General features: G+C 72.6%; 26 protein-coding genes and 1 pseudogene. 14 read left to right on the forward strand and 13 right to left on the reverse strand.

Annotation, left to right across the window (positions count from 1 at the left end; genetic code table 11):
* Window positions 1–206: 206 nt before the first annotated feature.
* The 11 genes from DVA86_RS14235 (at window position 207) to DVA86_RS14285 (ending at window position 9912) form a co-directional block, all read left to right on the forward strand.
* Window positions 207–1337 (forward strand): PfkB family carbohydrate kinase, encoded by a 1131-nt coding sequence (locus DVA86_RS14235; RefSeq protein ID WP_208884684.1) that lies wholly within the window; start codon window positions 207–209, stop codon window positions 1335–1337.
* Window positions 1338–1476: 139 nt separating this feature from the next.
* A complete protein-coding gene (locus DVA86_RS14240; RefSeq protein WP_208878646.1) occupies window positions 1477–2523 on the forward strand; it encodes a PhoH family protein in 1047 nt (348 codons plus the stop codon).
* A gap of 17 nt (window positions 2524–2540) precedes the next feature.
* The gene (gene ybeY / locus DVA86_RS14245) at window positions 2541–3041 is read left to right on the forward strand and encodes an rRNA maturation RNase YbeY (protein ID WP_208878648.1); all 501 of its coding nucleotides are present in this window, start codon (window positions 2541–2543) and stop codon (window positions 3039–3041) included.
* Window positions 3038–4372, forward strand: coding sequence for a hemolysin family protein (locus DVA86_RS14250; protein WP_208878650.1), 1335 nt, complete (start codon window positions 3038–3040; stop codon window positions 4370–4372). Before ybeY ends, DVA86_RS14250 begins: the two co-directional genes overlap by 4 nt.
* Window positions 4369–4731, forward strand: coding sequence for an MmcQ/YjbR family DNA-binding protein (locus DVA86_RS14255; protein ID WP_208878653.1), 363 nt, complete (start codon window positions 4369–4371; stop codon window positions 4729–4731). The genes DVA86_RS14250 and DVA86_RS14255 overlap by 4 nt, the downstream gene beginning before the upstream one ends.
* 175 nt (window positions 4732–4906) lie before the next feature.
* Entirely contained in the window at window positions 4907–5377 is a 471-nt protein-coding gene (locus DVA86_RS14260; protein WP_208878654.1) for a nitroreductase family deazaflavin-dependent oxidoreductase, read from the forward strand.
* 35 nt (window positions 5378–5412) lie between these two features.
* Entirely contained in the window at window positions 5413–5790 is a 378-nt protein-coding gene (locus DVA86_RS14265; protein WP_208878655.1) for a cytidine deaminase, read from the forward strand.
* A gap of 189 nt (window positions 5791–5979) precedes the next feature.
* A complete protein-coding gene (era, locus tag DVA86_RS14270; RefSeq protein ID WP_425470828.1) occupies window positions 5980–6936 on the forward strand; it encodes a GTPase Era in 957 nt (318 codons plus the stop codon).
* 84 nt (window positions 6937–7020) lie between these two features.
* Window positions 7021–8586: a methylmalonyl-CoA mutase family protein gene (locus DVA86_RS14275; RefSeq protein WP_208878659.1), complete on the forward strand. Its 1566-nt coding sequence runs from the start codon at window positions 7021–7023 to the stop codon at window positions 8584–8586.
* Entirely contained in the window at window positions 8583–9011 is a 429-nt protein-coding gene (locus tag DVA86_RS14280; RefSeq protein WP_208878661.1) for a cobalamin B12-binding domain-containing protein, read from the forward strand. Before DVA86_RS14275 ends, DVA86_RS14280 begins: the two co-directional genes overlap by 4 nt.
* A gap of 55 nt (window positions 9012–9066) precedes the next feature.
* A complete protein-coding gene (locus tag DVA86_RS14285; RefSeq protein WP_208878662.1) occupies window positions 9067–9912 on the forward strand; it encodes an IclR family transcriptional regulator in 846 nt (281 codons plus the stop codon).
* A 36-nt stretch (window positions 9913–9948) separates the two neighbouring features.
* Here DVA86_RS14285 and DVA86_RS14290 read toward each other — a convergent pair whose 3' ends face one another.
* The 12 genes from DVA86_RS14290 to hrcA all read right to left on the reverse strand — a co-directional run bounded on the left by DVA86_RS14290 (window position 9949) and on the right by hrcA (window position 22467).
* A complete protein-coding gene (locus tag DVA86_RS14290; RefSeq protein ID WP_208878664.1) occupies window positions 9949–10353 on the reverse strand; it encodes a Zn-ribbon domain-containing OB-fold protein in 405 nt (134 codons plus the stop codon).
* Complete coding sequence (locus DVA86_RS14295; RefSeq protein ID WP_222623321.1) at window positions 10332–11567, reverse strand: thiolase family protein; 1236 nt, start codon at window positions 11565–11567, stop codon at window positions 10332–10334. Before DVA86_RS14295 ends, DVA86_RS14290 begins: the two co-directional genes overlap by 22 nt.
* Complete coding sequence (locus tag DVA86_RS14300) at window positions 11564–13111, reverse strand: AMP-binding protein (RefSeq protein ID WP_208878665.1); 1548 nt, start codon at window positions 13109–13111, stop codon at window positions 11564–11566. Before DVA86_RS14300 ends, DVA86_RS14295 begins: the two co-directional genes overlap by 4 nt.
* A 61-nt stretch (window positions 13112–13172) precedes the next feature.
* On the reverse strand, window positions 13173–14477 hold the full coding sequence (locus DVA86_RS14305) for a TRAP transporter large permease (protein WP_208878667.1): 1305 nt from the start codon (window positions 14475–14477) through the stop codon (window positions 13173–13175).
* Between the two features lies 1 nt (window position 14478).
* Window positions 14479–15075 (reverse strand): TRAP transporter small permease, encoded by a 597-nt coding sequence (locus DVA86_RS14310; protein WP_208878669.1) that lies wholly within the window; start codon window positions 15073–15075, stop codon window positions 14479–14481.
* A 36-nt stretch (window positions 15076–15111) separates the two neighbouring features.
* Window positions 15112–16158, reverse strand: coding sequence for a type 2 periplasmic-binding domain-containing protein (locus tag DVA86_RS14315; protein WP_208878670.1), 1047 nt, complete (start codon window positions 16156–16158; stop codon window positions 15112–15114).
* A 188-nt stretch (window positions 16159–16346) separates the two neighbouring features.
* Complete coding sequence (locus DVA86_RS14320) at window positions 16347–17291, reverse strand: ribonuclease Z (protein WP_208878672.1); 945 nt, start codon at window positions 17289–17291, stop codon at window positions 16347–16349.
* Between the two features lie 16 nt (window positions 17292–17307).
* Window positions 17308–17685, reverse strand: a complete 378-nt coding sequence (locus DVA86_RS14325; RefSeq protein WP_208878674.1) for a histidine triad nucleotide-binding protein — start codon at window positions 17683–17685, stop codon at window positions 17308–17310.
* A 428-nt stretch (window positions 17686–18113) separates the two neighbouring features.
* On the reverse strand, window positions 18114–18851 hold the full coding sequence (locus DVA86_RS14330; protein WP_208878675.1) for a 16S rRNA (uracil(1498)-N(3))-methyltransferase: 738 nt from the start codon (window positions 18849–18851) through the stop codon (window positions 18114–18116).
* Between the two features lie 94 nt (window positions 18852–18945).
* Window positions 18946–20034, reverse strand: coding sequence for a nitronate monooxygenase (locus DVA86_RS14335; protein WP_208878677.1), 1089 nt, complete (start codon window positions 20032–20034; stop codon window positions 18946–18948).
* Between the two features lie 282 nt (window positions 20035–20316).
* Window positions 20317–21450: a molecular chaperone DnaJ gene (dnaJ, locus tag DVA86_RS14340; RefSeq protein ID WP_208878679.1), complete on the reverse strand. Its 1134-nt coding sequence runs from the start codon at window positions 21448–21450 to the stop codon at window positions 20317–20319.
* On the reverse strand, window positions 21451–22467 hold the full coding sequence (gene hrcA / locus DVA86_RS14345) for a heat-inducible transcriptional repressor HrcA (protein WP_208878681.1): 1017 nt from the start codon (window positions 22465–22467) through the stop codon (window positions 21451–21453).
* A gap of 184 nt (window positions 22468–22651) precedes the next feature.
* Between hrcA and DVA86_RS14350 the strand changes: the two genes are divergently transcribed.
* Window positions 22652–23419, forward strand: a complete 768-nt coding sequence (locus DVA86_RS14350; protein ID WP_208878683.1) for an MBL fold metallo-hydrolase — start codon at window positions 22652–22654, stop codon at window positions 23417–23419.
* 55 nt (window positions 23420–23474) lie between these two features.
* On the forward strand, window positions 23475–24317 hold the full coding sequence (locus tag DVA86_RS14355; RefSeq protein ID WP_208878685.1) for a DUF3097 domain-containing protein: 843 nt from the start codon (window positions 23475–23477) through the stop codon (window positions 24315–24317).
* A 28-nt stretch (window positions 24318–24345) separates the two neighbouring features.
* Here the strand turns inward: DVA86_RS14355 and DVA86_RS14360 are convergent.
* Window positions 24346–24896, reverse strand: a pseudogene (locus tag DVA86_RS14360) (Uma2 family endonuclease).
* Between the two features lie 114 nt (window positions 24897–25010).
* Between DVA86_RS14360 and hemW the strand changes: the two are divergent.
* Window positions 25011–26243 (forward strand): radical SAM family heme chaperone HemW, encoded by a 1233-nt coding sequence (gene hemW / locus DVA86_RS14365; protein WP_208878687.1) that lies wholly within the window; start codon window positions 25011–25013, stop codon window positions 26241–26243.
* Window positions 26244–26305 lie beyond the last annotated feature (62 nt).

Genomic DNA, 26305 nt, shown 5'->3' on the forward strand with positions numbered 1-26305 from the left:
GTGCGCCGCGGTAGTACGCGTGAGGAGCCGGGCCCGTACGAGGCGGACAGGCCGCGCCGCGAGGCAGACTGGGCGGGTAGCACGACAGGGGAGCGAGCACGGTGAGCACGGGCAACAGGCACGACCCGCAGGACCCGCACGACCCGCAGGACCGGCACGGCCGGAAGGACGCACACGACCGGCGGACCGGCCGGCACGGCACAGGCATGCCCGACGGCGCGGTGCGCCCCGGGCAGCCGCTGCCACCGCCGTCCGGCTGGCTGGACCCGCTGGCGGCGGTGCGGACGCCGGACGATCCGTACTGCGACGTGTATCTGACCGGGACGGTCTTCCTCGACATCATCTTCACCGGCCTGGACGCGGCGCCCGTGCGCGGCACCGAGTCCTGGGCCCGCGGCATGGGCTCCAGCCCCGGCGGCGTCGCCAACATGGCCACCGCGCTGGCCCGGCTCGGCCTGCGTACGTCGCTCGCCGCGGCCTTCGGCGACGACATGTACGGCGACTACTGCCGGGACGCCCTGGAGCTCGGCGAGGGCATCGACCTGTCCATGTCGCACACCGTCCCCGGCTGGCACTCCCCCGTGACCGTCTCGATGGCGTACGAGGGCGAGCGCACGATGGTCTCCCACGGCCACGAGGCCCCGCCCAAGGACCCGGCGCTCGAGGGCGGGCGCGAGTGCCCGCCGCCCGCGCGCGCCTGCGTGGCCGCGCTGGAGCCCGGCGAGGACCAGGAGTGGATCGCCAGGGCCGCCGAGCGCGGCAGCCGCGTCTTCGGCGACGTCGGCTGGGACGACACCGGCCGCTGGGACCTGGCGTCACTGGCCGGCCTGGAGCGCTGCGAGGCGTTCCTGCCGAACGCGGAGGAGGCGATGCGCTACACCCGTACGGACTGCCCGCGCGCCGCCGCCCGCCGGCTTGCCGACCGGGTGCCGCTGGCCGTGGTCACGATGGGCGCGGACGGGGCGTACGCGGTGGACGCGCGCACCGGCGAGACCGCGGAGGTGCCGGCCATCGAGGTGGCGGCGCTGGACACGACGGGCGCCGGCGACGTCTTCGTGGCGGGCTTCGTGATGGGCACCCTGGCGGGCTGGCCGCTCGCCGACCGGCTGGCCTGCGCGGGGCTGACGGCCGCGCTGTCGGTGCAGGAGTTCGGCGGGTCGCTGTCCGCGCCGGGCTGGGTGGAGGTCGCGGCGTGGTATCAGCATGTGAAGTCGTACCACGACCAGGACCCCGCGGCCCTGCGCCGGTACGGCTTCCTGGACACGCTGCTGCCGGGCTGCGCCCGCCCGTGGCCGCTGCGCCGCGCGGTCCCGACCATCGGCTTCCGCTCGTCCTGAGGGCCTGAGGGAGGACGTCGGCGCCGTCGAGCCCGTCCGGCGAATATATTCACTCCGCCTTGTCGGTGCCGCGTCGTACGCTTGATACTGCAGGGACAACGCAGCGTAGAGAGGGATGAGCAGGCCCCAGAGGCCGCCCATGACGCAGACAACCACGACCCAAGACACCGCCCGCTTCACCGTGCCGTCGAAGCACCCGATGGTGACCGTGCTGGGATCCGGCGACTCTCTTCTGCGTGTGATCGAGACGGCGTTCCCCGAAACGGACATCCACGTGCGGGGCAACGAGGTCACGGCCACCGGCACCCCCGCGGAAGTCGCGCTCGTGCAGCGGCTGTTCGACGAGATGATGCTGGTGCTCCGCACCGGGCAGCCGATGACCGAGGACGCCGTGGAGCGCACCATCTCGATGCTGCGCAAGGCGGACGCCGGCGAGGGCGGCGGGCACGCCGCACCGGCCGAGGTCCTCACGCAGAACATCCTGTCCAGCCGCGGCCGCACGATCCGCCCCAAGACGCTCAACCAGAAGCGGTACGTCGACGCGATCGACAAGCACACCGTCGTCTTCGGCATCGGCCCGGCCGGCACCGGCAAGACCTATCTGGCCATGGCCAAGGCGGTCCAGGCGCTGCAGTCCAAGCAGGTCAACCGGATCATCCTGACCCGGCCCGCGGTCGAGGCGGGCGAGCGGCTCGGCTATCTGCCGGGCACGCTCTACGAGAAGATCGACCCGTATCTGCGGCCGCTCTACGACGCGCTGCACGACATGCTCGACCCCGACTCGATCCCGCGTCTGATGGCGGCGGGGACGATCGAGGTGGCGCCGCTGGCGTACATGCGCGGCCGGACGCTGAACGACGCGTTCATCATCCTGGACGAGGCGCAGAACACCAGCCCCGAGCAGATGAAGATGTTCCTCACGCGGCTCGGCTTCGACTCCAAGATCGTGATCACGGGTGACATCACCCAGGTCGACCTGCCGGGCGGCACGAAGAGCGGCCTGCGCCAGGTGCAGGAGATCCTGGAAGGCGTGGAGGATGTCCACTTCTCCCGGCTGACCAGCACGGACGTCGTCCGGCACAAGCTGGTGGGCCGTATCGTGGACGCGTACGAGCGGTACGACGTGCGGACCGGGAACGGCACCGACGGCCGGCCCGCGCCCGCGCACACCAACGGCACACACTGAGGCCCGGCACGGCACCCATGTCGATCGACGTCAACAACGAGTCCGGCCGCACCGTCGACGAGCAGGCGCTCCTCGACATCAGCCGGTACGCCCTGACCCGGATGCGCATCCATCCGCTCTCCGAGCTGTCGCTCATCGCGATCGACGCCGACGCCATGGAGCAGCTGCACCTGCAGTGGATGGACCTGCCGGGCCCGACGGACGTGATGTCCTTCCCGATGGACGAGCTGCGGCCGCCCGTACGGGACGAGGAGGAGCCGCCGCAGGGCCTCCTCGGGGACATCGTGCTCTGCCCCGAGGTCGCCGAGAAGCAGGGCGCCGATGCGCCGACGAAGCACACCATGGACGAGGAGCTGCAGCTGCTCACCGTGCACGGTGTGCTGCACCTCCTCGGTTACGACCACGAGGAGCCCGGCGAGCGCGCCAAGATGTTCGGGCTGCAGGCGGCGATCGTCGACGGCTGGCGCGCCGAGCGCGGGCTCGAGGGGCCGTCCCCGGCCCCGACCACGACCTCGTGATCACGCAGCTCATCGCGGCGGCGGTCGCCCTGGTCGTGGTGGCCTGGCTGGCCGCCTGCGCCGAGGCGGGCCTGGCCCGTACGACCAGCTACCGCGCGGACGAGGCCGTACGCTCCGGGCGGCGCGGCGCCGCCCGGCTGGCCGCCGTCGCCGCCGACCCGACGCGCTATCTGAATCTGGCGCTGCTGCTCCGGGTGGCCAGCGAGATGGCCGCCGGGGTGCTCGTCACGTACGCCTGCCTGCGCTATTTCGCACACACCTGGGAGGCGCTGGGCGTCGCGATGGGCGTGATGGTGCTGGTGTCGTACGTCGCGGTGGGCGTCTCTCCGCGCACCATCGGCCGCCAGCACCCGCTGAACACCGCCACCGCCGCGTCGTACGTCCTGGTGCCGCTCGCCAGCGTGCTGGGCCCGGTGCCGCAGCTGCTGATCCTCCTCGGCAACGCGCTGACGCCCGGCAAGGGCTTCCGCAAGGGCCCGTTCGCGAGCGAGGCGGAGCTGCGGGCGCTCGTCGACCTGGCCGAGCAGGAGTCGCTGATCGAGGCCGAGGAACGGCGGATGGTGCACTCCGTGTTCCAGCTCGGCGACACCCTCGTACGCGAGGTGATGGTGCCGCGCACCGACCTGATCACGATCGAGCGGCACAAGACGCTCCGGCAGGCGCTGACGCTGGCGCTGCGCTCCGGCTTCTCGCGCATCCCCGTCGTCGGGGAGAGCGAGGACGACGTGGTGGGCATCGTCTACCTCAAGGACCTCGCCCGTAAGGTGCACATCAACCGCGAGGCGGAGACCGAGCTGGTGTCCACGGCGATGCGCCCGGCGGCGTTCGTACCGGACACGAAGAACGCCGGTGACCTGCTCCGGGAGATGCAGCAGGACCGTATCCACGTCGCGGTGGTCGTCGACGAGTACGGCGGTACGGCGGGCGTGGTGACGATCGAGGACATCCTCGAGGAGATCGTCGGGGAGATCACCGACGAGTACGACCGCGAGCTGCCCCCGGTGGAGGACCTGGGCGAGGGGTGCTACCGCGTGACGGCCCGCCTCGACCTGGGCGATCTGGGCGAGCTGTACGACCTGGCCGGGCTGGACGACGAGGACGTGGAGACGGTGGGCGGCCTGCTGGCGAAGTCGCTGGGCCGGGTACCGATCGCGGGCGCGACGACCACGGTGGACGTCACGGAGGACCGTTCCGACCCGACGCTGGCCGGGCTGCGGCTGACGGCCGAGTCCCCCGCGGGCCGCCGGAACCGCATCGTCACGGTGCTGGTGGAGCCGGTGCGTACGGAGGCCGCGCTGAACGGCGACGGGCCGGGCGCGGACGAGCGATGACACCCGACGAGCTCAGAGCCGCCTGCCTGGACCTGAACGGCGCCGCCGAGGACTTCCCCTTCCCGCGCAGCCCGGGGCTGTCCACGTTCAAGGTGGCGGGGAAGATCTTCGCGATCAGCGCGCTGGAGGACGAGCCGCTGCGGGTCAGCCTCAAGTGCGAACCCGAGCTGGCCGTCCAGCTGCGCCAGGCCCACGCGGCGATCCGCCCCGGGTACCACCTCAACAAGCGGCACTGGAACACGGTGACGCTGGACGGCTCGCTGCCGCCGGAGAGGGTGCGGGAGCAGATCGAGGACAGCTACGACCTCGTCGTCGCGGGCCTCCCCCGGGCCACGCGGCTGGCACTGGACCGCCCCTGACGCGCGACCGCCCGCCGGGGCGGCTCGGGCGTCCGCCGGGCCGGACGCCCGCGGGGCCGGTTCGGGCGCCCGCCGGAAAAAGCGCGGCAGGATGTCGAGACCGGGGCGGCGGCTCCGTCCCAGGGGCAGAGGCGGCTGACGCGGCCGCACCACACGTACGGGAAGGACAGCCGCAATGGCCACCGCCGAAGACCTCGACCGTGCCACCGACTCGCAGTGGGACTGGGTCGCCGAACACACCCGCACGTATCTGGCCTCGGGCGGCACCGAAGGCCACGAGAACAACGGCGTGCACACCCTCGTGCTCGCCACGACCGGACGCCGGACCGGCACGCCGCGCCGCACCTGCCTGATCTACGGCACGTCGGGCGACGCGTACGTCGTGGTCGCCTCCAAGGGCGGCGCCGAGCAGGACCCGGCCTGGTTCATGAACCTCCAGGCGGACCCCGGCGTCGGAGTGCAGGTCGGCACCCGCCGGTTCACGGCACGCGCCCGCGTCGCGTCCCCGGCCGAACGCGCGGCCCTGTGGCCGCAGATGGCGGGCATCTTCCCGCTCTACGACGAGTACGCGCGGAAGACCGACCGCGAGATTCCGGTCGTCCTGCTCACGCCGCTGGACGGGCCGTCCGGGGCCACATCCGACTGAGCGGGCGGCTGAGCACGCGGTGGGGGCGCCCGCATATGCTCACCGCTATGAGTGACGACGCCGCCGCGGGCCTGGACCCGGACCCCGAAGACCGCAAACTCCTCACCCTCGCCCGCAGCACCCGCGCCCGCAACGGCGTCGCGGAGGGCGCGGCCGTACGCGACGACAACGGGCGTACGTACGTGGCCGGCACCGTCGAGCTGCCCTCGCTGCGGCTCAGCGCGCTGCGTACGGCGGTCGCGATGGCCGTGGCGTCCGGCGCGGGCGCGCTGGAGGCGGCGGCCGTGGTCACGGCGGCGGACGGGGTGCCGGAGGAGGACCTGAACGCCGTACGGGATCTGGGGGGCGCGGGCACGCCCGTGCTTCTCGCGGGCCTGGACGGCGCCCCGCGCGCCACCCTTACGACGGGCTGAGCCCACCGCTTCAGCTCGTCCGGCGATTGAGGACGGACCGGAGCGGCCACCTTCCGGTGGTGACCCGAAAACCTGTGGCACAGCGCACCCTTCGCCGTGACCGGGGGCCGTCCTCAAACGCCGGACGGGCTTGATGTGGCCACGGTCCGTGCCGCAGTGCGGCAAAGGGGCACCGCGGCATCGGGGACAATGGTGCGCATGAGTGCCCCCTCCGCCACCCCGGCCACCGCCACCCCGCACCGATCCGGTTTCGCGTGCTTCGTCGGCCGTCCCAACGCGGGCAAGTCGACCCTGACCAACGCGCTGGTGGGCACGAAGGTCGCCATCACCTCCACCCGCCCGCAGACCACCCGGCACACCGTCCGCGGCATCGTGCACCGCGCCGACGCACAGCTCGTGCTCGTCGATACGCCCGGCCTGCACAAGCCCCGTACGCTCCTGGGCGAGCGGCTGAACGACGTCGTGCGCACCACCTGGGCCGAGGTCGACGTGATCGGGTTCTGTCTGCCCGCCGATCAGCGGATCGGGCCCGGCGACCGCTATATCGCCAAGGAGCTGGCGGAGGCGAAGAAGACGCCGAAGGTCGCGGTGGTCACCAAGACCGACCTGGTCGACTCCAAGACGCTCGCCGAGCAGCTGATCGCCGTGGACCGGCTGGGTGCCGAACTGGGGCTGGAGTGGGCGGAGATCGTGCCCGTGTCGGCGGTGGACGGCAGCCAGATCGCGCTGCTCGCCGATCTGCTGGTGCCGCTGCTGCCCGAGGGCCCGCCGCTGTACCCGGACGGTGATCTGACCGACGAGCCCGAGCAGGTCATGGTCGCGGAGCTGATCCGGGAGGCCGCGCTGGAGGGCGTACGGGACGAGCTGCCGCATTCGATCGCGGTGGTCGTGGAGGAGATGGTCCCGCGTGAGGGCCGCCCCGCGGACCGGCCGCTGCTGGACGTGTACGCGAACATCTTCCTGGAGCGGCCCAGCCAGAAGGGCATCGTCATCGGCCCGAAGGGCAAGCGGCTGAAGGAGGTCGGCAGCAGGTCCCGTACGCACATCGAGGCGCTGCTGGGAACGCCCGTCTATCTGGATCTGCACGTGAAGATCGCGAAGGACTGGCAGCGCGACCCGAAGCAGCTCCGCAAGCTGGGCTTCTGACACGAGCCGGGCTTCTGAAGCGAGCAGACATCACCCTGCGTACCACTCATTGAAATAGCCGTGCCATGGTGCGAAACTCGACCCATGCCGGAACCGCACGACACGACCGCGACGACGGCGAACGACGGCGAGGTGCCCGTCCGCCGTACGTACGCCGACTACCGTTCGCCGGACGAGCTCGCGCTCGGCGTCTGGTCCGCGCGCCGCACCGCGGAGCCGGGGCCGTACCGGCCGCGGTGGATGGTGTACTCCGGGCTCGGCTCGCCCCTGATGACCGCCGAGCGCCTGGGCCTGCTCCAGCGGCTCGGCGCCGAGTCGTTCCTGCTGGCGGCCGACCTCCCCTCGCAGCTCGGCTACGACCCTGACCACGAGCTGGCGTTCGCCCAGGTCGGCCGCGCCGGGGTGGCCTGTTCGACGCTCGACGACTTCGCCACCGTCTGCTCCCGGCTGGACCTCGACGCCGCCGACAGCCTCGGCATGCTGGCCAACTCGGTCGGCCACATCGGCCTCGCCATGGTGGCGTCGGTGCTGCGCGACCGCGGGGCGGCGGACGTACGGCTGGTGATGCAGAACGACCCGCTGAAGGAGTTCACGGCGCGCGGGACCGAGATCCACACCCCGGAGCAGTCCGTACGGATCGCCTGCGACTGCGTCGCGTACGCGATCGATGAAGGCCTGCCCGGCGCCGCCCTCACCGTCTGCTCCAACCACTACGACGTCGCCGGCGCCGGCCCCGTCCTCGGGGTCGCGCTCGCGTTCGCGAACGGGCTGGCGTACGTGGACGAGCTCGTACGCCGCGGGTACGCCGTCACCGACGTGCTCGGCAAGCTGATGTTCTTCCTCAACGAACGGAGCGACCTTTACGTCTGCGCCTCCCTCTTCCGTACGGCGCGCACCATCTGGGCCGAGCTCGTACGGGACCGGTACGGCGTCCCCGTGCCCGAGCAGCCGCCGATGGTGCTCATGGGTTACGCCCACGGCCTCGAGTCCGCCGACGAGCCGCTGGTGAACGTCCCCCGCGTGACGCTCAGCGTCCTCGGCGCGATGGCCGGCGGCGTCGACTACCTCTGCGCGACCGGCTACGACGAGGCGCTGCGCATCCCGTCCGCGGACTCCGCCGCGCTGGCGCTCCGTACGATGCAGGTCGTCGGGCTGGAGCACGGGGCGACGGCCTCGCTCGACCCGTTCGCGGGCAGTACGAAGCTGGCGGAGCTGGACCGGTGGCTGACCGAGCGGGTACGCGCCGAGCTGGACCGCATCGCGGACCACGGCGGCGCACTGGAGGCGCTGCACAACGGCTACGTCACGCGGCGCATCGACGAGGGCCGCGGCACGCGGCAGCGCCAACTCGAGGCCGGAGAACGCCTGATGACCGGCCACAACGTGCTCGCGAGCCCGGAGCACCGGCAGCTGTTCGAGGGCCGCAGCACGGGCGAGATCGACTTCGCCGACGTCGAGCGGGACGCGCGGGAGCGGCTGCGCAAGCACAAGGAGAGCCGGGCGGACGCGGACGTACGGGCGGCCCTGGCGCTGGTCGAGGACGCCGCGGCCGGCACGGCCAACCTGCTGCCGCCGACGGTCGCCGCGCTGCGCGCCGGGGCGACGGCGCAGGAGATCGTGACGGCGACCCGCACGGGATTCGACCGATGACGGGCCCTGGGCGCGTGGTGCTGGCCAAGGTCGGCCTGGACGGGCACGACGTGGGCGTCAACCTGGTGGCCAGGGCGCTGGTCGACGCCGGGTTCGAGGTGGTCTACCTCGGCAAGCGGGTGGCCACCGACGAGATCGTCGGCACGGCGCTGGACGAGGACGCGGACTGTGTCGGGGTCAGCTGCCTCAGCGGCGGGCTCGGGCACTTCGCGCTGAAGGTCCACGAGCGGCTGCGGGAGCTGGGCGAGGACGTGCCGGTCCTCGCGGGCGGGATCGACGAGCCCGCGGAGATCGAACGGATGCTGGAGGGCGGCGTCCGCCGCTACCTCGGCCCCGGCGCCGGCCGCGCGGACGTGGTCGAGGCGTTCACGTCCGTACTGGAGGAGCGGGCAGGCCCTCCGTACGGGCCGGACGCCCGGCCGTAACGGGCCGCCGGCCTTGTTACATTGGGGCGCCGACATCAGGAGAGGGCTGGGTCCAGTGGAGTCAGAAGTCGAGCCGGGGGCCGACGAGTCGGCGCCTGCCGGGGCGGCCGGACCGGCCGGACCGGCCGGTTCAGGGGAGTCGGGGGCCAAGGCGCCCGTACGGTCGGTGGCCCGCGCGGTAGACATCCTGCTGGCGCTCGGCAGCGGGCCGCGCCGGCTCGCGGACATCAGCGCCGAGGCGAGCCTGTCGAAGACCACCGCGTACCGCATCCTGTCCACGCTGCGGCAGAAGGGCATGGTGCTCCAGGACGAGACCAACGGCGAGTACCGGCTGGGCCCGGCCTGCTTCCACGTGATGTCCAGCGTCGTCAGCGGCCACGCCGGGTTCCCCTTCGACGCCAACCTCGACCTCGAGGAGCTGCGGACCCGTACGCAGGAGACCGTGACGGTGCACGTGCGCGCCGGGCTCTCCCGTATCTGCATCCAGGAGCTGCCCAGCCCGCAGGCCATCCGCTACACGGCGGGCCTCGGCGCCAGCGCGGGCATCCACGTCGGGTCGGCGGGCAAGGTGCTGCTGGCGTTCATGCCGCGGGACGAACGGGAGTCGCTGCTGGGCACGTTGGAGCCGCGGCCGATGACGTCCACGACCGTGACCGACCTGGACGAGCTGCGGCGGCAGCTGGCGGCGGTGGCGGAGCGCGGTACGGCGTTCAGCGCGGGCGAACGGGTCTCGGGCGCCGTCGGGGTGAGCGCGCCGGTGTTCGACGGGGCGGGCGCCGTGATCGCGGCGCTCAGCGTGCTGGGCCCGGCGGCGCGCATCAACGACGAGCGGCTCAAGGAGTTCGAGGAGCTCGTACGGGAGACGGCGGAGCGGATCACCGCGCGCATACTCCCCCGCTGAACGGCCGGGTGGGGCCGTTGGCGCCGTACGGCCGCGTCACCGCGCCGGCTCGAACCAGTACGCCGGCCCGTCCCCGCCGTCCTCGCTCACCACGATGCGGACGGGGCACGGCAGTTCGGCGTCCGCCGCGAGCCCGCGTACCCGGCCGAAGAGCAGCGGGCCGCCGTCGTCCACCCGTACCTGGCCGAGTGTGTACGGGACCTCCAGCCCCGGGCGCGGCACGTGCACCTCGGTGAAGGTCAGCAGCGCGGCGGTGCGCGCGAGCGGGACGTCCCGTACGTCGCAGCCGCCGCAGCGGTGGCAGACGGCGCGGCCCGGCCACACGGCCGTGGCGCAGTCGCCGCAGCGGCTGCCGACGAGACGCGGTCCCCCGGAGTCCCCGAGGTCGAAGCGTGCCCGTTCGCCGGTCGGCGGTCGGGTCAGGGCCTGTTCCAGTCCCACGGTTCCAGCCTCTCCAGGATGTGTACGTTGGCCGCCGCCGACTCGCCTTCGAGCCAGCCGCCGCTGTTCTGCGCCAGCGCGATACGCGGCCGCTCCACCTGCCGCGCGCCCGCCTCCCCGCGCAACTGCCAGACCAGTTCGGCGATCTGGGCCAGCCCGGTGGCGCCGACGGGGTGGCCGCGCGAGGACAGCCCGCCGCTGGTGTTCATGGGCAGCGAGCCGTCGATACGGGTGGAGCCGGCGCGGAAGAACGAGGAGACCTCGCCCGGTGCGCAGAAGCCGAGCTGCTCCGCGTACAGCAGCTCCGCCGGGGCCATCGCGTCGTGCACCTCGGCGAGGTCGATGTCGGACGGGCCGAGCCCGGCCTGCTCGTACGCGCCCTCGGCGCACATCGTGGACAGCGAACTCTCGCCCTCCGGCCGCGCGGTGAACCCCGAGGCGCCCCGCGACGCCGCGACCCGTACGGTCGGCCCCCGCGACTCCAGCGCCCCGCGCCGCGCCACGACCGCCGCCGCCGCGCCGTCGCAGATGGAGCTGCACATCAGCAGGGTCAGCGGGTCGGCGATCCGCCGCGCGTCCCGCACCTGTCCGGCGGTGACCTCCTTGCGGTGCTGCGCGTACGGGTTGAGGGCGCCGTTGGCGTGGCTCTTGACGGCCACGTCCACGATGTCGTCCATGGTCAGCGCGCCCTCGGCGATGAGCCGCCGCAGCCGCATGGCGTAGATGGCGGTGAACTGGATGCCGAGGCCGCGTACGACGTCGAGGTCCGCCGCCGACTCCAGCGCGTCCAGCGTCACGGCCAGATCGGAGACGTACATCTTCTCGAAGCCGACGGCGAGCACGACGTCGGCGGCGCCCGCCCGTACCGTCAGCACCGCCTGGGCCAGCGCGCTGGAGCCGCTCGCGCAGGCGTTCTCGACGTTGACGACCGGGATCCGGTCGATGCCGATCTCGCGCAGGACCGTCTGCCCGCGGACCATCTCCTGGCCCTGGAGCATCCCCGCCATGGCGTTGGCGGAGTAGGCCGCCTGCACGTCCTTGACGCCGATTCCGGCGTCCAGCAGCGCCCGTACGGCGGCGACGCGCGCCAGGTCCTTCAGCGACAGCTCCGGGAAGCGGCCGAAGGGGTGCATGCCGACGCCGGCGATCACCACCTCGTCCGTGTCGCGGGCCGCCGTCGCGTTCCCACCGTGCCCCCTGTCGGTGCCGGTCACGGTGAACCTCCTTCCGCAAGCCTGCTCTTGATGGTCAGCCGGTCGACCTTGCCGTACGCGTTCCGCGGGATCTCGCCCCAGACCACGACGCGCTTCGGCGCGCGCATGCCGAGCCGGGGGCGGGCGAAGCTGAGCACCTCGTCGGCCGTGAGGCTGACGCCGGCACGCGGCCGTACGACCGCCGTCACCGCGTCGCCCCAGCGCGCGTCGGGCATGCCGAGGACGACGGCCTCGTCGACGCCGTCGTGCGTGCTGAGCACGCTCTCGACCTCGCGCGGCGCGATGTTGAAGCCGCCGGAGTTGATCATCTCGTCGCGGCGGCCGCGCAGATGGACGAAGCCGCGCTCGTCCACGGCGGCCATGTCCTTCGTACGGAGCCAGCCGTCGCGCAGCACGCGGGCGGTCTCCTCGGGCTTGTTGCGGTAGCGGGTCATGAGGTGCGGGCCACGCACGTACACCTCGCCCGTCTCGCCCTGCGGCACGGGCCCGCCGTCGTCCCCGCGCACCTCGACGGCGACCGTCTTCCACGGGCGGCCCGCGGACAGCCGGGCGCCGGGGTCGAGATGGTCGGCCTTCTGCAGGCAGGTGATCGTCATGGGCGCCTCGGACTGGCCGTAATCCTGGATGAGCGTCGGCCCGAAGCGTTCGACCGCCCGGTCCAGTACGGGCCCGGGGATGCTGGACGCGCCGTACACGATGGTGTCGTAGCCCCAACTCCCCGGCCCGGCGGCGGACTCCGCGCCCGGCTCCGCGGCGAGGATGGGCTCCAGCATCGCCGGCACGATCTTGAGCGTGCGCACCTCCGGCCGCTGCGACAGCGCCCACACCTCCCCCGGGTCGAACCGGGGCTGGACGTGCACGCCGGCACCACTCAGCAGGTACGGCAGCGCGAAGTAGCCCGCCCCGTGCGACATCGGCTGGGTGAGCACGATCCGCTCCCCCGGCGTGACCGGGCCCAGCTCCAGCAGCAGGTTGAACGCGACCTCGCGGACCGCGCGGTGGGACAGCTCAACACCCTTGGGGTGGCCGGTCGTTCCGGAGGTGTACGAGATCCAGGCCGCGCCCTCCGGCGCGCTCTCCCGGACCCGTACGTCCCCGGGTGTGCCCTCGATCAGCGCCTCCGTGGACGTACGGGAGGCGGCGGCGCCGCCGGGCGCGTCGAACGGGAGGAGCGTCAGCCCGAACTCGTCGCGCAGGGCCGTGGCCTCCTCCTCGAACTCCGCGGAGTAGAACAGCGCGTGCAGGTCCGCGTCGGCGGCGATGTAGCGGAAGTCCTCCAGGTGGAGACGCGCGTTGAGAGCGACCCGTACGCGGCGCCCGAGGGCGAGCGCGGTGTCGGCCTCGACGTACGCGGTGCGGTTGTGCGACAGGACGCCGACGGACGCGCCGGACGGTACGGCGAGCGCGTCCAGCGCGTTGGCGAGCCGTTCACCCCGGGCCAGCAGCTGTCGCAGCGACCACGCGGTGCGGCCGTCGTCCACCGCCACCGAGTGCGGGAACATCACGGCGGCTCGCCGCAGCAGATACGCGGTATCCAGGGCCATCTCCTTACGTTTCATGAGGTACGTGGCCGGGTGTGGCGGTACGCGTCCGTGGACCGGCACGTCACCCCGCGCCCAGCAGCAGGTCCGGCAGCCACAGCGTGATCTCCGGCACCGCCACCAGGACGGCCAGCAGCGCCGCGTCCGCGATCAGGAACGGCCAGATCCCCCGGAACCCCTCCTGTACGGGCACCTTCGCCAGCCCGGCGATGACGAACACGTTCAGCCCGAGCGGCGGCGTCAGCAGCCCGATCTCGACCGTCTTCACGAAGATGATCGCGAACCAGTACGGGTCGAAGCCGAACGTCTCGATCAGCGGGAACACGATGGGGATCGTCAGCACCTGGATCGCCAGCTGGTCCATGAACGCGCCCAGCACGACGTACACGCACAGCAGGATCACCAGCGTCGGATACGGCCCCAGCGGCAGTCCGGACACCGCGTCGGTGAAGTCCTGCGGGATCTGCGTCGCGGACATGAACCGGCCGAAGACGAAGGCGCCCACGATGATCAGGAAGATCATGCCCGTGGTCTCCGCCGCCTCCCGGGCCGCCGCGAACAGCTGCGGCATCCGCAACTTCCCCAGCAGCGCCGCCAGCACGCCGATGCCGAGCACGCCGACGGCCGCCGCCTCGGTGGGCGTGTACAGGCCGACGTAAATCCCGATGATGACCAGCCCGATGACGCCGACGATCGGCGCCACCTCGCGGGTGCGGCTCAGCTGCTCCCGTACGGTGAACCGCGGCCCCTTCGGCAGGCTCTCCGGCCGCAGCCGGGCCAGCACGGCGACCACGCCGATCAGCGCCACGCACGTGACCAGGCCCGGCACGATGCCCGCCGCGAAGAGGCGGGCCACGGAGGTCTCGGTCAGGAGGGCGTACACGATCAGGGTGATGCTCGGCGGGATCATCACCGCGACCGTGGCCGACGAGGCGATGCACGCGAGCACGGTCCGGCGCTCGTAGCCGTACCGCTGCGACTCCTTGATGGCCACCTTGCCGAGCGCCGCCGCATTGGCCGTCGACGAACCGGAAGCCGCGCCGAGTACCGCCCCGGCACCCACGATCGCCATGCCCAGCCCGCCGCCGATCCGGCCCACCAGGGCGTACGCCCACGCGAACAGCCGCTCCCACAGGCCGCCTTGAGAGCCGAGCGCGCCCATGAAGAGGAAGAGCGGAATGGCGAGGAGCACGAAGTTCGCGGCCTCGCGGTACATCGACGTGCCGACGTACATCAGCGCGGCGTCGGGGCCGTACACGGTCAGCAGCCCGCCTGTGCCGGCGATGAGCATGGCAAGGCCGGCGGGCGTGCCGATGACCAGCAGGAGGGCGAGGCCGAGGAGGCCGACGAGGATGCCGGCGGTCACCATGTCAGTCGTCCTTCGCGGAGTCGGCTGCGGTCTGTGGCCCCTGTGCTGGCTGCGGCTCTTGTGCTGGCTCGTGCGCCTCGTGCGTTTCCTGCGTCTCCTCCGCGAGCCAGGACCGGCCCTCGCGCACGAGGCGCAGCAGGAGCAGCACGACCCCGGCGAAGATGAGGAGACGGAACGGCGCGATGTCGAAGGTGTAGAGCCCCACCGTGGATTCCCCCGTACGGAACGAGGTGACGGCCATGCTCAGCGCCGCCCACGCCGCGAACGCGAGCCCCGCCGCGGAGAACACGAGGACGGCCCGTTCCGTCCAGACCGTCCACGCGGGTGGCAGACGTCTGGTGACGACGGTGATCCGGATGTGCGTCGCCGCGGAAAGGGAGAGATAGACGAGCGCCACCATCAGGCAGCTGCCGATGAGTTCGTTGCTCGCGGGCACCGGCTGCCCGAACACCGCGCGTGACGCGACGCCCGCCAGCACGATGAGCGTGATGAGGATGAGGACGGCGCCGGCGAGATGCGCCGAGACGTCGTGGACGCGGTCGATCGCGGACCGTCTCCCCGTACGCCGGGCATTCTGCGAGTCCATGTGTGCAGCCATGTGTCTCTCCCGAAATCTGCTGCCCGGTCGACGGGTTCACTTTCCGGTGTGTTTCGCCAGCAGCCGCTTCCACTGGGCGACGGCGCCCTCGACGGTCTTGCGTTCCATCCCGTCGCCGACCAGCTGGTCCACCCAGTCGCCCTCGACGGCGGCGAGGTTCTTCTCCAGTTCCGGATCGCGTCCCGCTGTATGGACGTCGATGCCGTCGCGCCGCCACTGCTTGATTTCCGACTCGACCTGCCCGTGCAGCCGCCGCGCCGACGTTTCCACGGCGCGGTCGCCGGCCTTCTCCAGGACCTTCCGGTCCTCGGGTCCGAGGGATTTCCAGTGGTCGAGGTTCATCCCGTAGCAGACCGGGAAACCGCCCAGATCGACGCCGATGACCGCGGACTTGATGAGTTCGTAGAAGGAGTAGTCGCGCATGCTCGTGACCGACAGGCTCAGTCCGTCGACCACACCGCGGTTGAACGCGTCGTACGCCTCCGAGGCGTTGAGGTCCGTGGACACGGCACCGGTCGCCTCGATGGAATGCGGAAGAATGCTGCCGGCCGCCCGGATCTGCTTTCCCTTGACCTTGTCGAGGGAGTCGACGGACCGGTCCGAGAACTGCAACTGGTAATTCGTGGTCGTAAAGCAGAACAGCGGCCGCATGTTCCACTCCTTGAACGTGGCCTGCAGCTGCCGGTTCGTCCGCACGTACTCCCAGAACGCCTTCGACGCCCCGACCACGTCCCGGTCCTCGAAGAGGCCCGGCAGCTGCGGCACGTAGAGCAGCGGCAGCTGGCTGTCCATGTACAGGATGTTGCCGAGGCTCGCCGCCCCGGACTTGACCGCCCAGTGGTTGTCCTCGGCCGAGACGAGCTGTTCGGAGGACCGGTAGTCGAAGCCGACGCGGCCCTCGGAGCCCTTCTCGACCTCCTTCATGAACGGCTGGATGCCCGCCTGGCTGATCGAGTGGGCGGGCGGATAGAGATCCGCGACGGCGAGGTCGTCACCCGGCTCCGTACCCGTGGTGCCGCAGGCGGCCAGCACGAGACAGCACACGGCGGCGGCCAGCGAACGAATCCGACGAACCGGCTGCATCCTCGACCCTTCTCCACGGGCGGGCATTGGTCCACGTAGCGAAACGCACGTACCGCTGCATGGCCCTTGATTCCTACCGGGCGCCGTACGGGCCCGTCAATAGGAAGGCAGCGGAAACCCACACGACCGCGCGGCGGTGGTGTGGGTGCGGTGTGTGCTGCTGCGGTACGTGCCGTCGGTGCGCGCGCTCAGCGCTGTTCGCCGGGCCCGTCTGCCACGCCGGGCGCCGTACGCCGCCGGGGCACGGGCACCCGCGCCAGGTCGCGGGCGACGGTGAGCTCCCCCGCGTACCCGGCGGCGCGGGCCTGCGCGGCGAAGGCGGCGGGGTCGTCGTACCGCTGGCTGAAATGCGTCAGCACCAGATGCCGTACGCCCGCCTCCGCGGCGGCACGGCCCGCCTGCCCGGCCGTCAGATGCCCGTACTCCTTGGCGAGCGCGACGTCCTCGTCCAGGAAGGTCGACTCGATGACGAGCAGGTCGCAGCCGTCGGCCAGCTCGTACACGCCGTCGCACAGCCGGGTGTCCATCACGAACGCGAACCGCTGCCCGCGGCGCGGCACGCTCACCTCGTCCAGCGTGACGCCGCGCAGCGCGCCGTCCCGCTGGAGGCGTCCGACGTCCGGGCCGGTGATGCCGTGCGCGGCCAGCCGCTCGGGGAGCATGCGGCGGCCGCCGGGCTCGACGAGGCGGTAGCCGTACGTGTCGACGGGATGCGACAGCCGTACGGCGGACAGCGCGAACGGCGGGCCCGCGACCAGTACGCCCGGCTCCCGTACGGGCCGCTCGACCAGCGACACCGTCTCGCGGTACGCCGTCGCGTACCGCAGCCGCTCGAAGAAGTGCCCGCCGCTCGCCGGGAAATGGGCGGTCACCGGGTGCGGCACCCGGTCCAGATTGATGCGCTGGATCACGCCGGCGAGCCCGAGCGAGTGGTCGCCGTGGAAGTGCGTGACGCAGATACGGGTCAGATCGTGCGCGGCGACCCCGGCGCGCAGCATCTGCCGCTGGCTGCCCTCACCGGGGTCGAACAGGATGCCCTCGCCGTCCCAGAGCAGCACGTAGCCGTTGTGGTTGCGGTGCCGGGTCGGGACCTGGCTGGCGGTCCCGAGAACCACCAACTCGCGTACGGACAAGGGGTGCCGCCCCGGCTCAGCCGGGCGGCCAGTTGAGCCCCCGGCCGCCCAGCACGTGGGCGTGGGCGTGGAAGACCGTCTGGCCCGCGCCCGTACCGGTGTTGAAGACCACGCGGTAGCCGGTGCCGGGGCCGCCCTCCGCGACCGCGATCTTCTCCTGCGCCGCGACCTCGCCCGCCTCGCGCAGCACGTCGGCGGTGATCTGCGGCGCGGCGGCGGCCAGCGCGGCGGCGTCCGCGTAGTGCGCCTTGGGGATCACCAGCACGTGGGTGGGCGCCTGCGGGTTGATGTCCCGGAACGCGAGCGTCGTCTCCGTGTCGCGGACGACGGTCGCCGGGACCTCACCCGCCACGATCTTGCAGAACAGGCAGTCGGCCTGCGGTTCTCCCGCCACGGTGGCGCCTCCCGCTGTGGGTCGTGGTTCGGTACGCAGCGGATGCTACCGGCTCGACGCCCGCCCCTGCCGCACAACCCCGGCGCCGCGGGCGCGGCCACCACGTCGGTGGCCCGCCGGGGCGGCCCCACCCGCGCGGACCCCTCCCCGCGAGCGTGACGCACACCCGAGGCCGCATAGGGAACCACCGCACGTGGGACGTACACCTGAGGCCGCCACCCATGCCGCCGGACCCACACCGTCGTGGCCAACCGCCGTTGCGGCGGGAAGATTTCGCGCGCGAGCGCCGCAGGCGCCTCGACGCCGCTTTGCGCTACGCGCACCGCTCGGCGAGCCGCGCCAAAAACAAGTCGGCCGCCACGGCGGCCAGCCACCGTCGCGAGGGTCCGGCCGCATGGGCACCAGCGCAAGTGGGACGTACGGTCAAGTCACGACCAGCGGCCCGAGCGGCCCAGGAGCAGGGCCGAGGCTGCCGTGCCCGCCGTGGAGGTGCGCAGGACGCTCGGGCCCAGCCGGTACGGCTCCGCGCCCGCGTCCGCGAACGCGTCCAGTTCCTCCTGCGTGATCCCGCCCTCGGGCCCGACCACCAGCACGATCTCGCCGTCCGCCGGCAGCTCCGCACCGGCCAGCGACGCACCGCCGTCCCCGTGCAGGACGGCCGCGAACGCCGCCCCCGTCAGCCGCTGCGCCAACTGCCTGCTGGTCACCAAGTCCTCGACCCGCGGGAACCGCAGCCGCCGCGACTGCTTGCCCGCCTCCCGCGCCGTGGTCCGCCACTTCGCGAGGGACTTCGTCCCCCGCTCGCCGCGCCACTGCGTGACGCATCGGGCGGCGGCCCACGGGACGATGACGTCGACGCCGGTCTCCGTCATCGTCTCGACCGCCAACTCCCCCCGGTCGCCCTTCGGCAGCGCCTGTACGACGGTCAGCCGTGGCCGCGGGTCGGGCTCCGTCCGTACGTGCTCGACCTCCGCCTCCAGCCGGTCCTTGCCGCTGACCGAGGTCACGGTGGCGTACGCGCCGGTGCCCTCGCCGTCGGTGAGGACGATGCGTTCGCCGGGGCGCAGCCGCCGTACGGACACCGCGTGCCGTCCCTCGGGCCCGTCCAGCACCACGGGCCCGACCGTGAGCGCGTCGGGCCCGGCGACGAAGACGGGCGCGGTCATGAGGCCCACGACGCCCCCAGGCACCATGAGTTCCGCTCGGCAGCCAGGACCGGTGCCGTCACGACACCGGTCACGACACCGGTCACGACACCCGTCACGACACGCCTCGCGCGCTCATCCCCTCGCGCGCGACGGACAGTTCCGTCGCGAGGACCTCCGTCAGCTGCCCCGCGGACAGGTCGCGGGCGAGCCGGTGGCCCTGGCCCGCCCACAGGGCCATGCCCTGCGGGTCGCCCGCCTTCGCGGCGGCCTTGCGCAGGCCGGACGTCACGTGGTGCACCTGCGGGTACGCGGCCGGGGCGTACGGGCCGTGCTCGCGCAGGAAGCGGTTGGCGAGCCCGCGCGCGGGCCGCCCGGAGAAGGCGCGGGTCAGCTCCGTACGCGTGAACAGCGGGTTCGTCATGGCCTGTTTGTGCAGCGCGTGCGCGCCGGACTCGGGGCACACCAGGAACGCGGTGCCGAGCTGCGCCGCCTGCGCGCCCGCAGCCAGTACGGCCGCGATCTGGCCGCCGCGCATGAGGCCGCCTGCCGCGATCAGCGGCAGTTGTACGGCCTCCTTGACCTGCGTGAGCAGCGACAGCAGCCCGATGCCGCTGCCGGTGCCGTCGGCCTGCGGGTCGTCGTGGTGGGTGCCCTGGTGGCCGCCGGCCTCGATGCCCTGTACGCACACGGCGTCGGCTCCGGCCCACTCGGCGGTACGGGCCTCGATCGCGGAGGTGACGGTGACGACGGTGAACGTCCCGGCCTTGGCCAGCTTGTCGAACACGCGGCGCTGCGGGCAGCCGAAGGTGAACGAGACGACCGGCACCGGGTCGTCGGCCAGTATGGCGAGCTTGCCCTCGTAGGCGTCGTCGGTGCCCTGGTCGGGGTCGCCGAGCGCCGTCTCGTACCAGGCGACCTCGCCCGCCAGCTGCTCGCGGTAGACCTCGAGGGCGGCCGGGTCGGCGTTGTCGGGCTGGGGCATGAACAGGTTCACGCCGAAGGGGCGGTCGGTCAGCCGCCGGGTCTGCTTGATCTCCTCGTACATGGCCTCCGGCGTCTTGTAGCCGGCGGCGAGGAAGCCGAGTCCGCCGGCCTCGCTCACGGCCGCGGCCAGCGCCGGGCAGGAGGCACCGCCCGCCATGGGGGCCTGTACGACGGGGTACTCGGTGAGCTCGGAGAGCGTGGTCAGCCCGGACGACATGACCTCATCCTGTCACGCAGCGCGCGCGGGCGAGGAGCGGCCCCTCACCCTGCGGACCGGGGCGTTCCGCCGCCACCGCGCCCTCACGGACGCAGGCCGCCGCGAACTGCCGTAACCCCGCGTCACAGGAACCGTCGCGTCACAGGAAAGCCCCCGTCGCAGCGGAGCTCCCCTCGGCACGGCCCCCCGGCGCCAAACCGGACGGCCCGCCGGACGGACCGCCGGACGGACCGCCGGACGGACCGAATGCCGTCGGACGGACGGACCCGAACGCGGTGCGCCTCAGCGCCCGTTGAACGCGTCCTTCAGCCGCGAGAACAGTCCCTGCTGCCCCGGCTGGAAGTGCCCCTGCGGGCGCTCCTCGCCGCGCAGCTGGGACAGCCGCCGCAGCAGCTCCTCCTGCTCGGGGTCCATCTTCGTCGGCGTCAGCACCTCGACGTGCACGATCAGCTGGCCTCGGCCGCCGCCCCGCAGATGCGTGACGCCGCGCTCGTGCAGCGGGATGGACTGGCCGGACTGGGTGCCGGGCCGGATGTCCACCTCTTCCAGCCCGTCCAGCGTCTCCAGCGGCACCTTCGTGCCCAGCGCCGCAGCCGTCATCGGGATGGTGACCGTGCAGTGCAGATCGTCGCCGCGGCGCTGGAACACCGGGTGGGACGCCTCGTGGATCTCCACGTACAGGTCGCCCGCCGGACCGCCGCCGGGGCCGACCTCGCCCTCGCCCGCGAGCTGGATGCGGGTGCCGTTGTCGACACCGGCCGGGATCTTGACCGTGAGCGTCCGCCGGGAGCGTACGCGCCCGTCGCCCGCGCACTCCGGGCAGGGCGTGGGCACGACGGTGCCGAAGCCCTGGCACTGCGGGCACGGCCGCGACGTCATGACCTGGCCCAGGAACGACCGCGTGACCTGCGAGACCTCGCCCCGGCCGCGGCACATGTCGCAGGTCTGCGCCGAGGTCCCGGGGGCCGCGCCCTCGCCGCTGCAGCTGCCGCAGACGGTCGCGGTGTCGACCTGGATGTCCTTCGTGGTGCCGAACGCGGCCTCGTCCAGCTCGATGTCGAGCCGGATCATGGCGTCCTGGCCGCGGCGCGTACGGGACCGGGGGCCGCGCTGCGACGCCGTGCCGAAGAACGCGTCCATGATGTCGGAGAAGTTCCCGAAGCCCGCGCCGAAGCCGCCCGCACCTCCGCCCGCGGCGCCCGCGGCGGGGTCGCCGCCGAGGTCGTAGACCTGCTTCTTCTGCGGATCCGACAGCACCTCGTAGGCGGTGTTGATCTCCTTGAAGCGGTCCTGTGTCTTCGGGTCCGGGTTGACGTCCGGGTGCAGCTCGCGTGCCAGCCGCCGGAACGCCTTCTTGATGTCGTCCTGCGAGGCGTCCCGCTGCACGCCGAGGACCGCGTAGTAGTCCGTCGCCACTTACGACTCCGCGAGAATCTGTCCGACGTAACGTGCCACTGCGCGTACCGCTCCCATCGTTCCGGGGTAGTCCATACGGGTCGGTCCCACCACGCCGAGTTTGGCGACCGCCTCTTCGCCCGAACCGTAGCCGACTGATACGACCGACGTGGAACTCAGTCCTTCATGGGCGTTCTCATGCCCGATTCGCACCGTCATGCCGGAATCCGTGGCCTCGCCGAGCAGCTTCAGCAGCACGACCTGCTCCTCCAGTGCCTCGAGCACCGGCCGGATCGTGAGCGGGAAGTCGTGACCGAAGCGGGTGAGATTGGCGGTGCCGCCGATCATCAGCCGTTCCTCGGTCTCCTCGACCAGCGTCTCCAGCAGGGTCGCGAGCACCAGTGAGATGGTGCCCCGGTCCTCCGCGTCGAACGCCTCGGGCAGGTCCTGCACGAGCCTGGGCACCTCGGCGAACCGCTGGCCGGTGACGCAGCTGTTCAGCCGTGCGCGCAGATCCGCGACGGTGGTCTCGCCCAGCGGGGCCGGGCAGTCCACCATGCGCTGCTCGACCCGGCCGGTGTCGGTGATCAGCACCAGCATCAGCCGGGCGGGTGCGAGGGACAGCAGCTCGACGTGGCGGACGGTCGAGCGGGTGAGCGAGGGGTACTGCACGACGGCGACCTGCCGGGTCAGCTGCGCCAGCAGCCGTACCGTACGGCCCACCACGTCGTCCAGGTCGACCGCGCCGTCCAGGAAGTTCTGGATGGCGCGGCGCTCGGGCAGGGAGAGCGGCTTGACGCCCGCGAGCTTGTCGACGAAGAGGCGGTACCCCTTGTCGGTGGGCACGCGGCCCGCGCTCGTGTGCGGCTGTGCGATGAAACCGTCGTCCTCCAGGGCCGCCATGTCGTTGCGCACGGTGGCCGGGGAGACCTGCAGGTTGTGCCGCTCGGTGAGCGCCTTGGAGCCGACCGGCTCCTCCGTCCCCACGTAGTCCTGGACGATGGCGCGCAGCACCTCGAGTCTGCGTTCGCTCAGCACGCGCGCACCTCCCGTACAAGCGTGGTTCCGGTCTGCCGTCCTGGCACTCGTGATCTGTGAGTGCCAGCTTCCCCTGAGCAAGTGTACGGCTGTCCACCACAGCCGGGGCAAGGCGGCCTACCCGACGGTATCGCGCGGCGGCGCGAGCGGGACACGTACGTTCCGTGCGGATAGCGTCCCTGGCATGGAAGGCGGTTGGGAAGAACTCGCGCAGGACGTCGTACGCCGCAGGCTCCCCGGCTGGGACGCCACGGTGGGCGCGGTCGCCGGGCCGCACGGCGTACTGGTCGTCGACACCGGTGCCACGCTGCGTGAGGGCGCCGGCATCCGGCGGGACGTGCGTACGCGCTTCGGGCTGCCCGTGACACACGTCGCACTCACGCACCCGCACTTCGACCACGTGCTGGGCACGGCCGCGTTCGCCGGGGTCCAGGTGTACGGGGCGGTGGGCGCGGACGCGCGGCGGCCAGACGGCACGGGGCCGGACGGCACCGGGCTGGCGCGCACCTCGCCGTACTCGCCTGAGGTGCTGTACGCGGACGCCGTCCGGCACGGCGTGGATCCGGAGGCGGCGACGGAGGCGGTGGACGTGCTCGTACGACCGCGGCACCTGGTGTCCGGCGAGGTCACGCTGTCACTGGGCGGCGGGCGGCAGGTGCTGCTCGCCAACGTCGGACCCGGCCACTCCGCCCACGACCTGGCGGTCCTCGTACCGGGCCGCCGGGGCTCCGGGGAACCCGAGACCGTGTTCTGCGGAGATCTCGTGGAGGAGTCCGGCGAACCCCAGGCGGGCCCCGACGCGCACCCGTCGCGCTGGCCCGCGGCGCTGGACCGGCTGCTGGCGCTGGGCGGCGAGGACGCGGTGTACGTGCCGGGGCACGGCGCGGTCGTGGACGCGGCGTTCGTACGGGCGCAACGGGACGCGCTGGCACGGCGCTTCACCCGCACCTGACGCACCTGACGCACCTGAGGGGTGCGCGGGGCGGCGGTTGTGAAGAATGGGGCGCATGCGCAGCCGCCAGTACGACTCCGACTTCACCCCGCCCTGGAAGCGGCGGAAGCCCGCCCCCGAGGTCGAGGCGCTCCCCGATCCCGACCTGGTGGTCGAGGAGGCCACCACCGGATTCTGCGGCGCGGTCGTGCGCTGCGAGAAGACGGCGCAGGGCCACACGGTCACCCTCGAGGACCGCTTCGGCAAGCACCGCGTCTTCCCGATGGAGCCGCGCGGCTTCCTGCTGGACGGCGAGGTCGTCACGCTCGTACGGCCGCGCCCCGGCACGCGTACGCCGCCCGCGGGCGCGGGACGTACGGCCTCGGGCTCGGTGGCGGTGCCGGGCGCGCGGGCGCGGGTGGCGCGCGCCGGACGCATCTACGTCGAGGGGCGGCACGACGCGGAGCTGGTGGAACGGGTGTGGGGGGACGACCTGCGGATCGAGGGCGTGGTCGTCGAGTATCTGGAGGGGATCGACGATCTCCCGGCGATCGTGCGGGACTTCGGGCCGGCGCCGGACGCGCGACTCGGCGTGCTGGTCGACCATCTGGTGCCGGGCTCGAAGGAGTCCCGCATCGCCGCCGAGGTGACGGGCGACGACGTGCTGGTGGTCGGCCACCCGTACATCGACGTGTGGGAGGCGGTGAAGCCCTCCTCGGTGGGCATCGCGGGCTGGCCCCGCGTCCCGCACGGGCGGGACTGGAAGACGGGCGTCTGCGAGGCCCTGGGCTGGCCGCCGAACACGGGCGCGGCCTGGCAGCGCATCCTGGGCGCGGTCCACTCGTACCGCGACCTGGAGCCGCAGCTGCTGGGGCGGGTGGAGGAGCTGATCGACTTCGTGACGGTGGGTGACGAGTGAGCCGGAAGCCCGGCGGACGGCGCGGGAGTCAGGGCAGCGTTCTGAAACCGGCAGTCTCGAGCGTCACCCCGAGCAGATCCAGCGGGACGGGCTCACCGAACTTGATGGTGCGCTCCACGCGGTAATCCGCCTCTTCGCCACGCCCACGGGCTCGGTGAGCAGCACGCAGCGCGCGTCCAGAGGGTCGACGACCAGATAGGCCGGGACTCCGCCGGCGGCGTAGATCGAGCGCTTGACCCGGTGGTCGCGGTGCGCGCTGGTCTTCGAAACGACCTCGAGAAGGAGCGTGACCGCGGCGGCCGGGACGAGACCGGCCGAGCCCTTCGAACGCGCCCTGCTCGTAGACCACGAGGTCGGGCTGCGGCTCGCTCGCCTCGCCGGGGATGGCGATGTCCTGCGTCTGCAGCCGGTCCGATCGCTCGGGCGGGATCTGGTCCGCGACCGACTGGACGATCTTGTTCTGGACCCAGTCAGGCCCCGCCATCATCACGATTTCCCCCCGCAACAGCTCCGCCTTGTACCCTCCGGCACCTCGAGTTGCTCGAAGAGCTGTATGACCCGCTCGTCGACGACGGACATCGCGCTGCCTCCCGCTTCGCAGTGTGCACCCAGAGTAACGACCGTATGCGTCGTTCCGCACTGCTCAGCAGGCGGAGGAACGCCTTCGGGTGACGATGCCGGACAATGGCACTCATGCCCTCCGCACTCCCCGACGGCGAGCCCGTCCCCGGCGACGGCTCGCTGCCCGCGCACGCCCTCGCCGGGGCCGCGGACCGGCCGCTCGGCTTCTATCTGCACGTGCCGTACTGCGCCACCCGCTGCGGATACTGCGACTTCAACACCTACACCGCCGACGAGCTGCGCGGCCCCGGCGGGGCGCTCGCGTCGCGCGAGAGCTACGCCGGCACGCTGGCCGACGAGGTACGGCTCGCCCGCAAGGTGCTCGGGGACGATCCGCGGCCCGTCGAGACGGTGTTCGTCGGCGGCGGTACGCCCACCCTGCTGCCCGCCGCCGACCTGGGGCGGATGCTCGCCGCGATCAGGGACGAGTTCGGGCTGGCGCCGGACGCGGAGGTGAGCACCGAGGCGAACCCGGAGTCCGTACACCCCGGATACCTCGAGGAGCTGCGTGCCGCCGGGTTCAACCGCGTCTCGTTCGGGATGCAGAGCGCCCGGCGGCACGTCCTGCGGGTACTGGACCGCACGCACACGCCGGGCCGCCCCGAGGCGTGCGTCGCGGAGGCGCGCGCGGCGGGGTTCGCGCACGTCAACCTCGACCTGATCTACGGCACGCCCGGCGAGACCGACGACGACTGGCGGGCCTCGCTCGACGCCGCGCTCGGCGCCGGCCCTGACCACGTGTCCGCGTACGCGCTGATCGTCGAGGAGGGCACCGCGCTGGCCCGCCGTATCCGGCGCGGCGAGGTGCCGATGACGGACGACGACGTGCACGCCGACCGCTATCTGCTCGCCGAGGAGGCGCTGAGCGCGGCGGGCCTGCACTGGTACGAGGTCTCCAACTGGGCCGCCGACGGGCCCGCGCGCTGCCGCCACAACGAGCTGTACTGGACCGGCGCCGACTGGTGGGGTGCCGGCCCCGGCGCGCACAGCCACGTCGGCGGGGTGCGCTGGTGGAACGTGAAGCACCCCGCCGCGTACGCGCAGGCCCTCGCGGAGGGCCGTTCACCGGGCGCGGGCCGCGAGCTGCTGTCCGCCGAGGACCGCCGCGTGGAGCGCGTACTGCTGGAGCTGCGCCTCGTGGACGGCTGCCCGCTCGGCCTGCTCGCCCCGGCCGGGGCGCGGGCCGCGCGGCGCGCGCTGGAGGACGGGCTGCTCCGCCCGGAGGCGTACGACGACGGGCGCGCGGCGCTCACCCTGCGCGGACGGCTGCTGGCGGACGCGGTGGTCCGCGACCTGGTGGACTGACCGGTGGACTGAACGCGGTCCGCGGGGCGGCGGGCTCGTACGCCCACCGCCCCGCCTCCGGT

This window comes from Streptomyces armeniacus (assembly GCF_003355155.1).
Taxonomy (GTDB): Bacteria; Actinomycetota; Actinomycetes; order Streptomycetales; family Streptomycetaceae; genus Streptomyces; species Streptomyces armeniacus.

What these genes read in the sequence shown, in the direction of transcription:
- DVA86_RS14235 (WP_208884684.1), top strand. Translation starts at nt 207, where the DNA reads ATGCCCGACGGCGCGGTGCGCCCCGGGCAGCCGCTGCCACCGCCGTCC.
- DVA86_RS14240 (WP_208878646.1), top strand. Translation starts at nt 1,477, where the DNA reads ATGACGCAGACAACCACGACCCAAGACACCGCCCGCTTCACCGTGCCG.
- ybeY (WP_208878648.1), top strand. Translation starts at nt 2,541, where the DNA reads ATGTCGATCGACGTCAACAACGAGTCCGGCCGCACCGTCGACGAGCAG.
- DVA86_RS14255 (WP_208878653.1), top strand. Translation starts at nt 4,369, where the DNA reads ATGACACCCGACGAGCTCAGAGCCGCCTGCCTGGACCTGAACGGCGCC.
- DVA86_RS14260 (WP_208878654.1), top strand. Translation starts at nt 4,907, where the DNA reads ATGGCCACCGCCGAAGACCTCGACCGTGCCACCGACTCGCAGTGGGAC.
- DVA86_RS14265 (WP_208878655.1), top strand. Translation starts at nt 5,413, where the DNA reads ATGCTCACCGCTATGAGTGACGACGCCGCCGCGGGCCTGGACCCGGAC.
- era (WP_425470828.1), top strand. Translation starts at nt 5,980, where the DNA reads ATGGTGCGCATGAGTGCCCCCTCCGCCACCCCGGCCACCGCCACCCCG.
- DVA86_RS14275 (WP_208878659.1), top strand. Translation starts at nt 7,021, where the DNA reads ATGCCGGAACCGCACGACACGACCGCGACGACGGCGAACGACGGCGAG.
- DVA86_RS14280 (WP_208878661.1), top strand. Translation starts at nt 8,583, where the DNA reads ATGACGGGCCCTGGGCGCGTGGTGCTGGCCAAGGTCGGCCTGGACGGG.
- DVA86_RS14300 (WP_208878665.1), bottom strand. Translation starts at nt 13,111, where the DNA reads ATGGCCCTGGATACCGCGTATCTGCTGCGGCGAGCCGCCGTGATGTTC.
- DVA86_RS14305 (WP_208878667.1), bottom strand. Translation starts at nt 14,477, where the DNA reads ATGGTGACCGCCGGCATCCTCGTCGGCCTCCTCGGCCTCGCCCTCCTG.
- DVA86_RS14310 (WP_208878669.1), bottom strand. Translation starts at nt 15,075, where the DNA reads ATGGCTGCACACATGGACTCGCAGAATGCCCGGCGTACGGGGAGACGG.
- DVA86_RS14315 (WP_208878670.1), bottom strand. Translation starts at nt 16,158, where the DNA reads ATGCAGCCGGTTCGTCGGATTCGTTCGCTGGCCGCCGCCGTGTGCTGT.
- DVA86_RS14330 (WP_208878675.1), bottom strand. Translation starts at nt 18,851, where the DNA reads ATGACCGCGCCCGTCTTCGTCGCCGGGCCCGACGCGCTCACGGTCGGG.
- DVA86_RS14335 (WP_208878677.1), bottom strand. Translation starts at nt 20,034, where the DNA reads ATGTCGTCCGGGCTGACCACGCTCTCCGAGCTCACCGAGTACCCCGTC.
- DVA86_RS14350 (WP_208878683.1), top strand. Translation starts at nt 22,652, where the DNA reads ATGGAAGGCGGTTGGGAAGAACTCGCGCAGGACGTCGTACGCCGCAGG.
- DVA86_RS14355 (WP_208878685.1), top strand. Translation starts at nt 23,475, where the DNA reads ATGCGCAGCCGCCAGTACGACTCCGACTTCACCCCGCCCTGGAAGCGG.
- hemW (WP_208878687.1), top strand. Translation starts at nt 25,011, where the DNA reads ATGCCCTCCGCACTCCCCGACGGCGAGCCCGTCCCCGGCGACGGCTCG.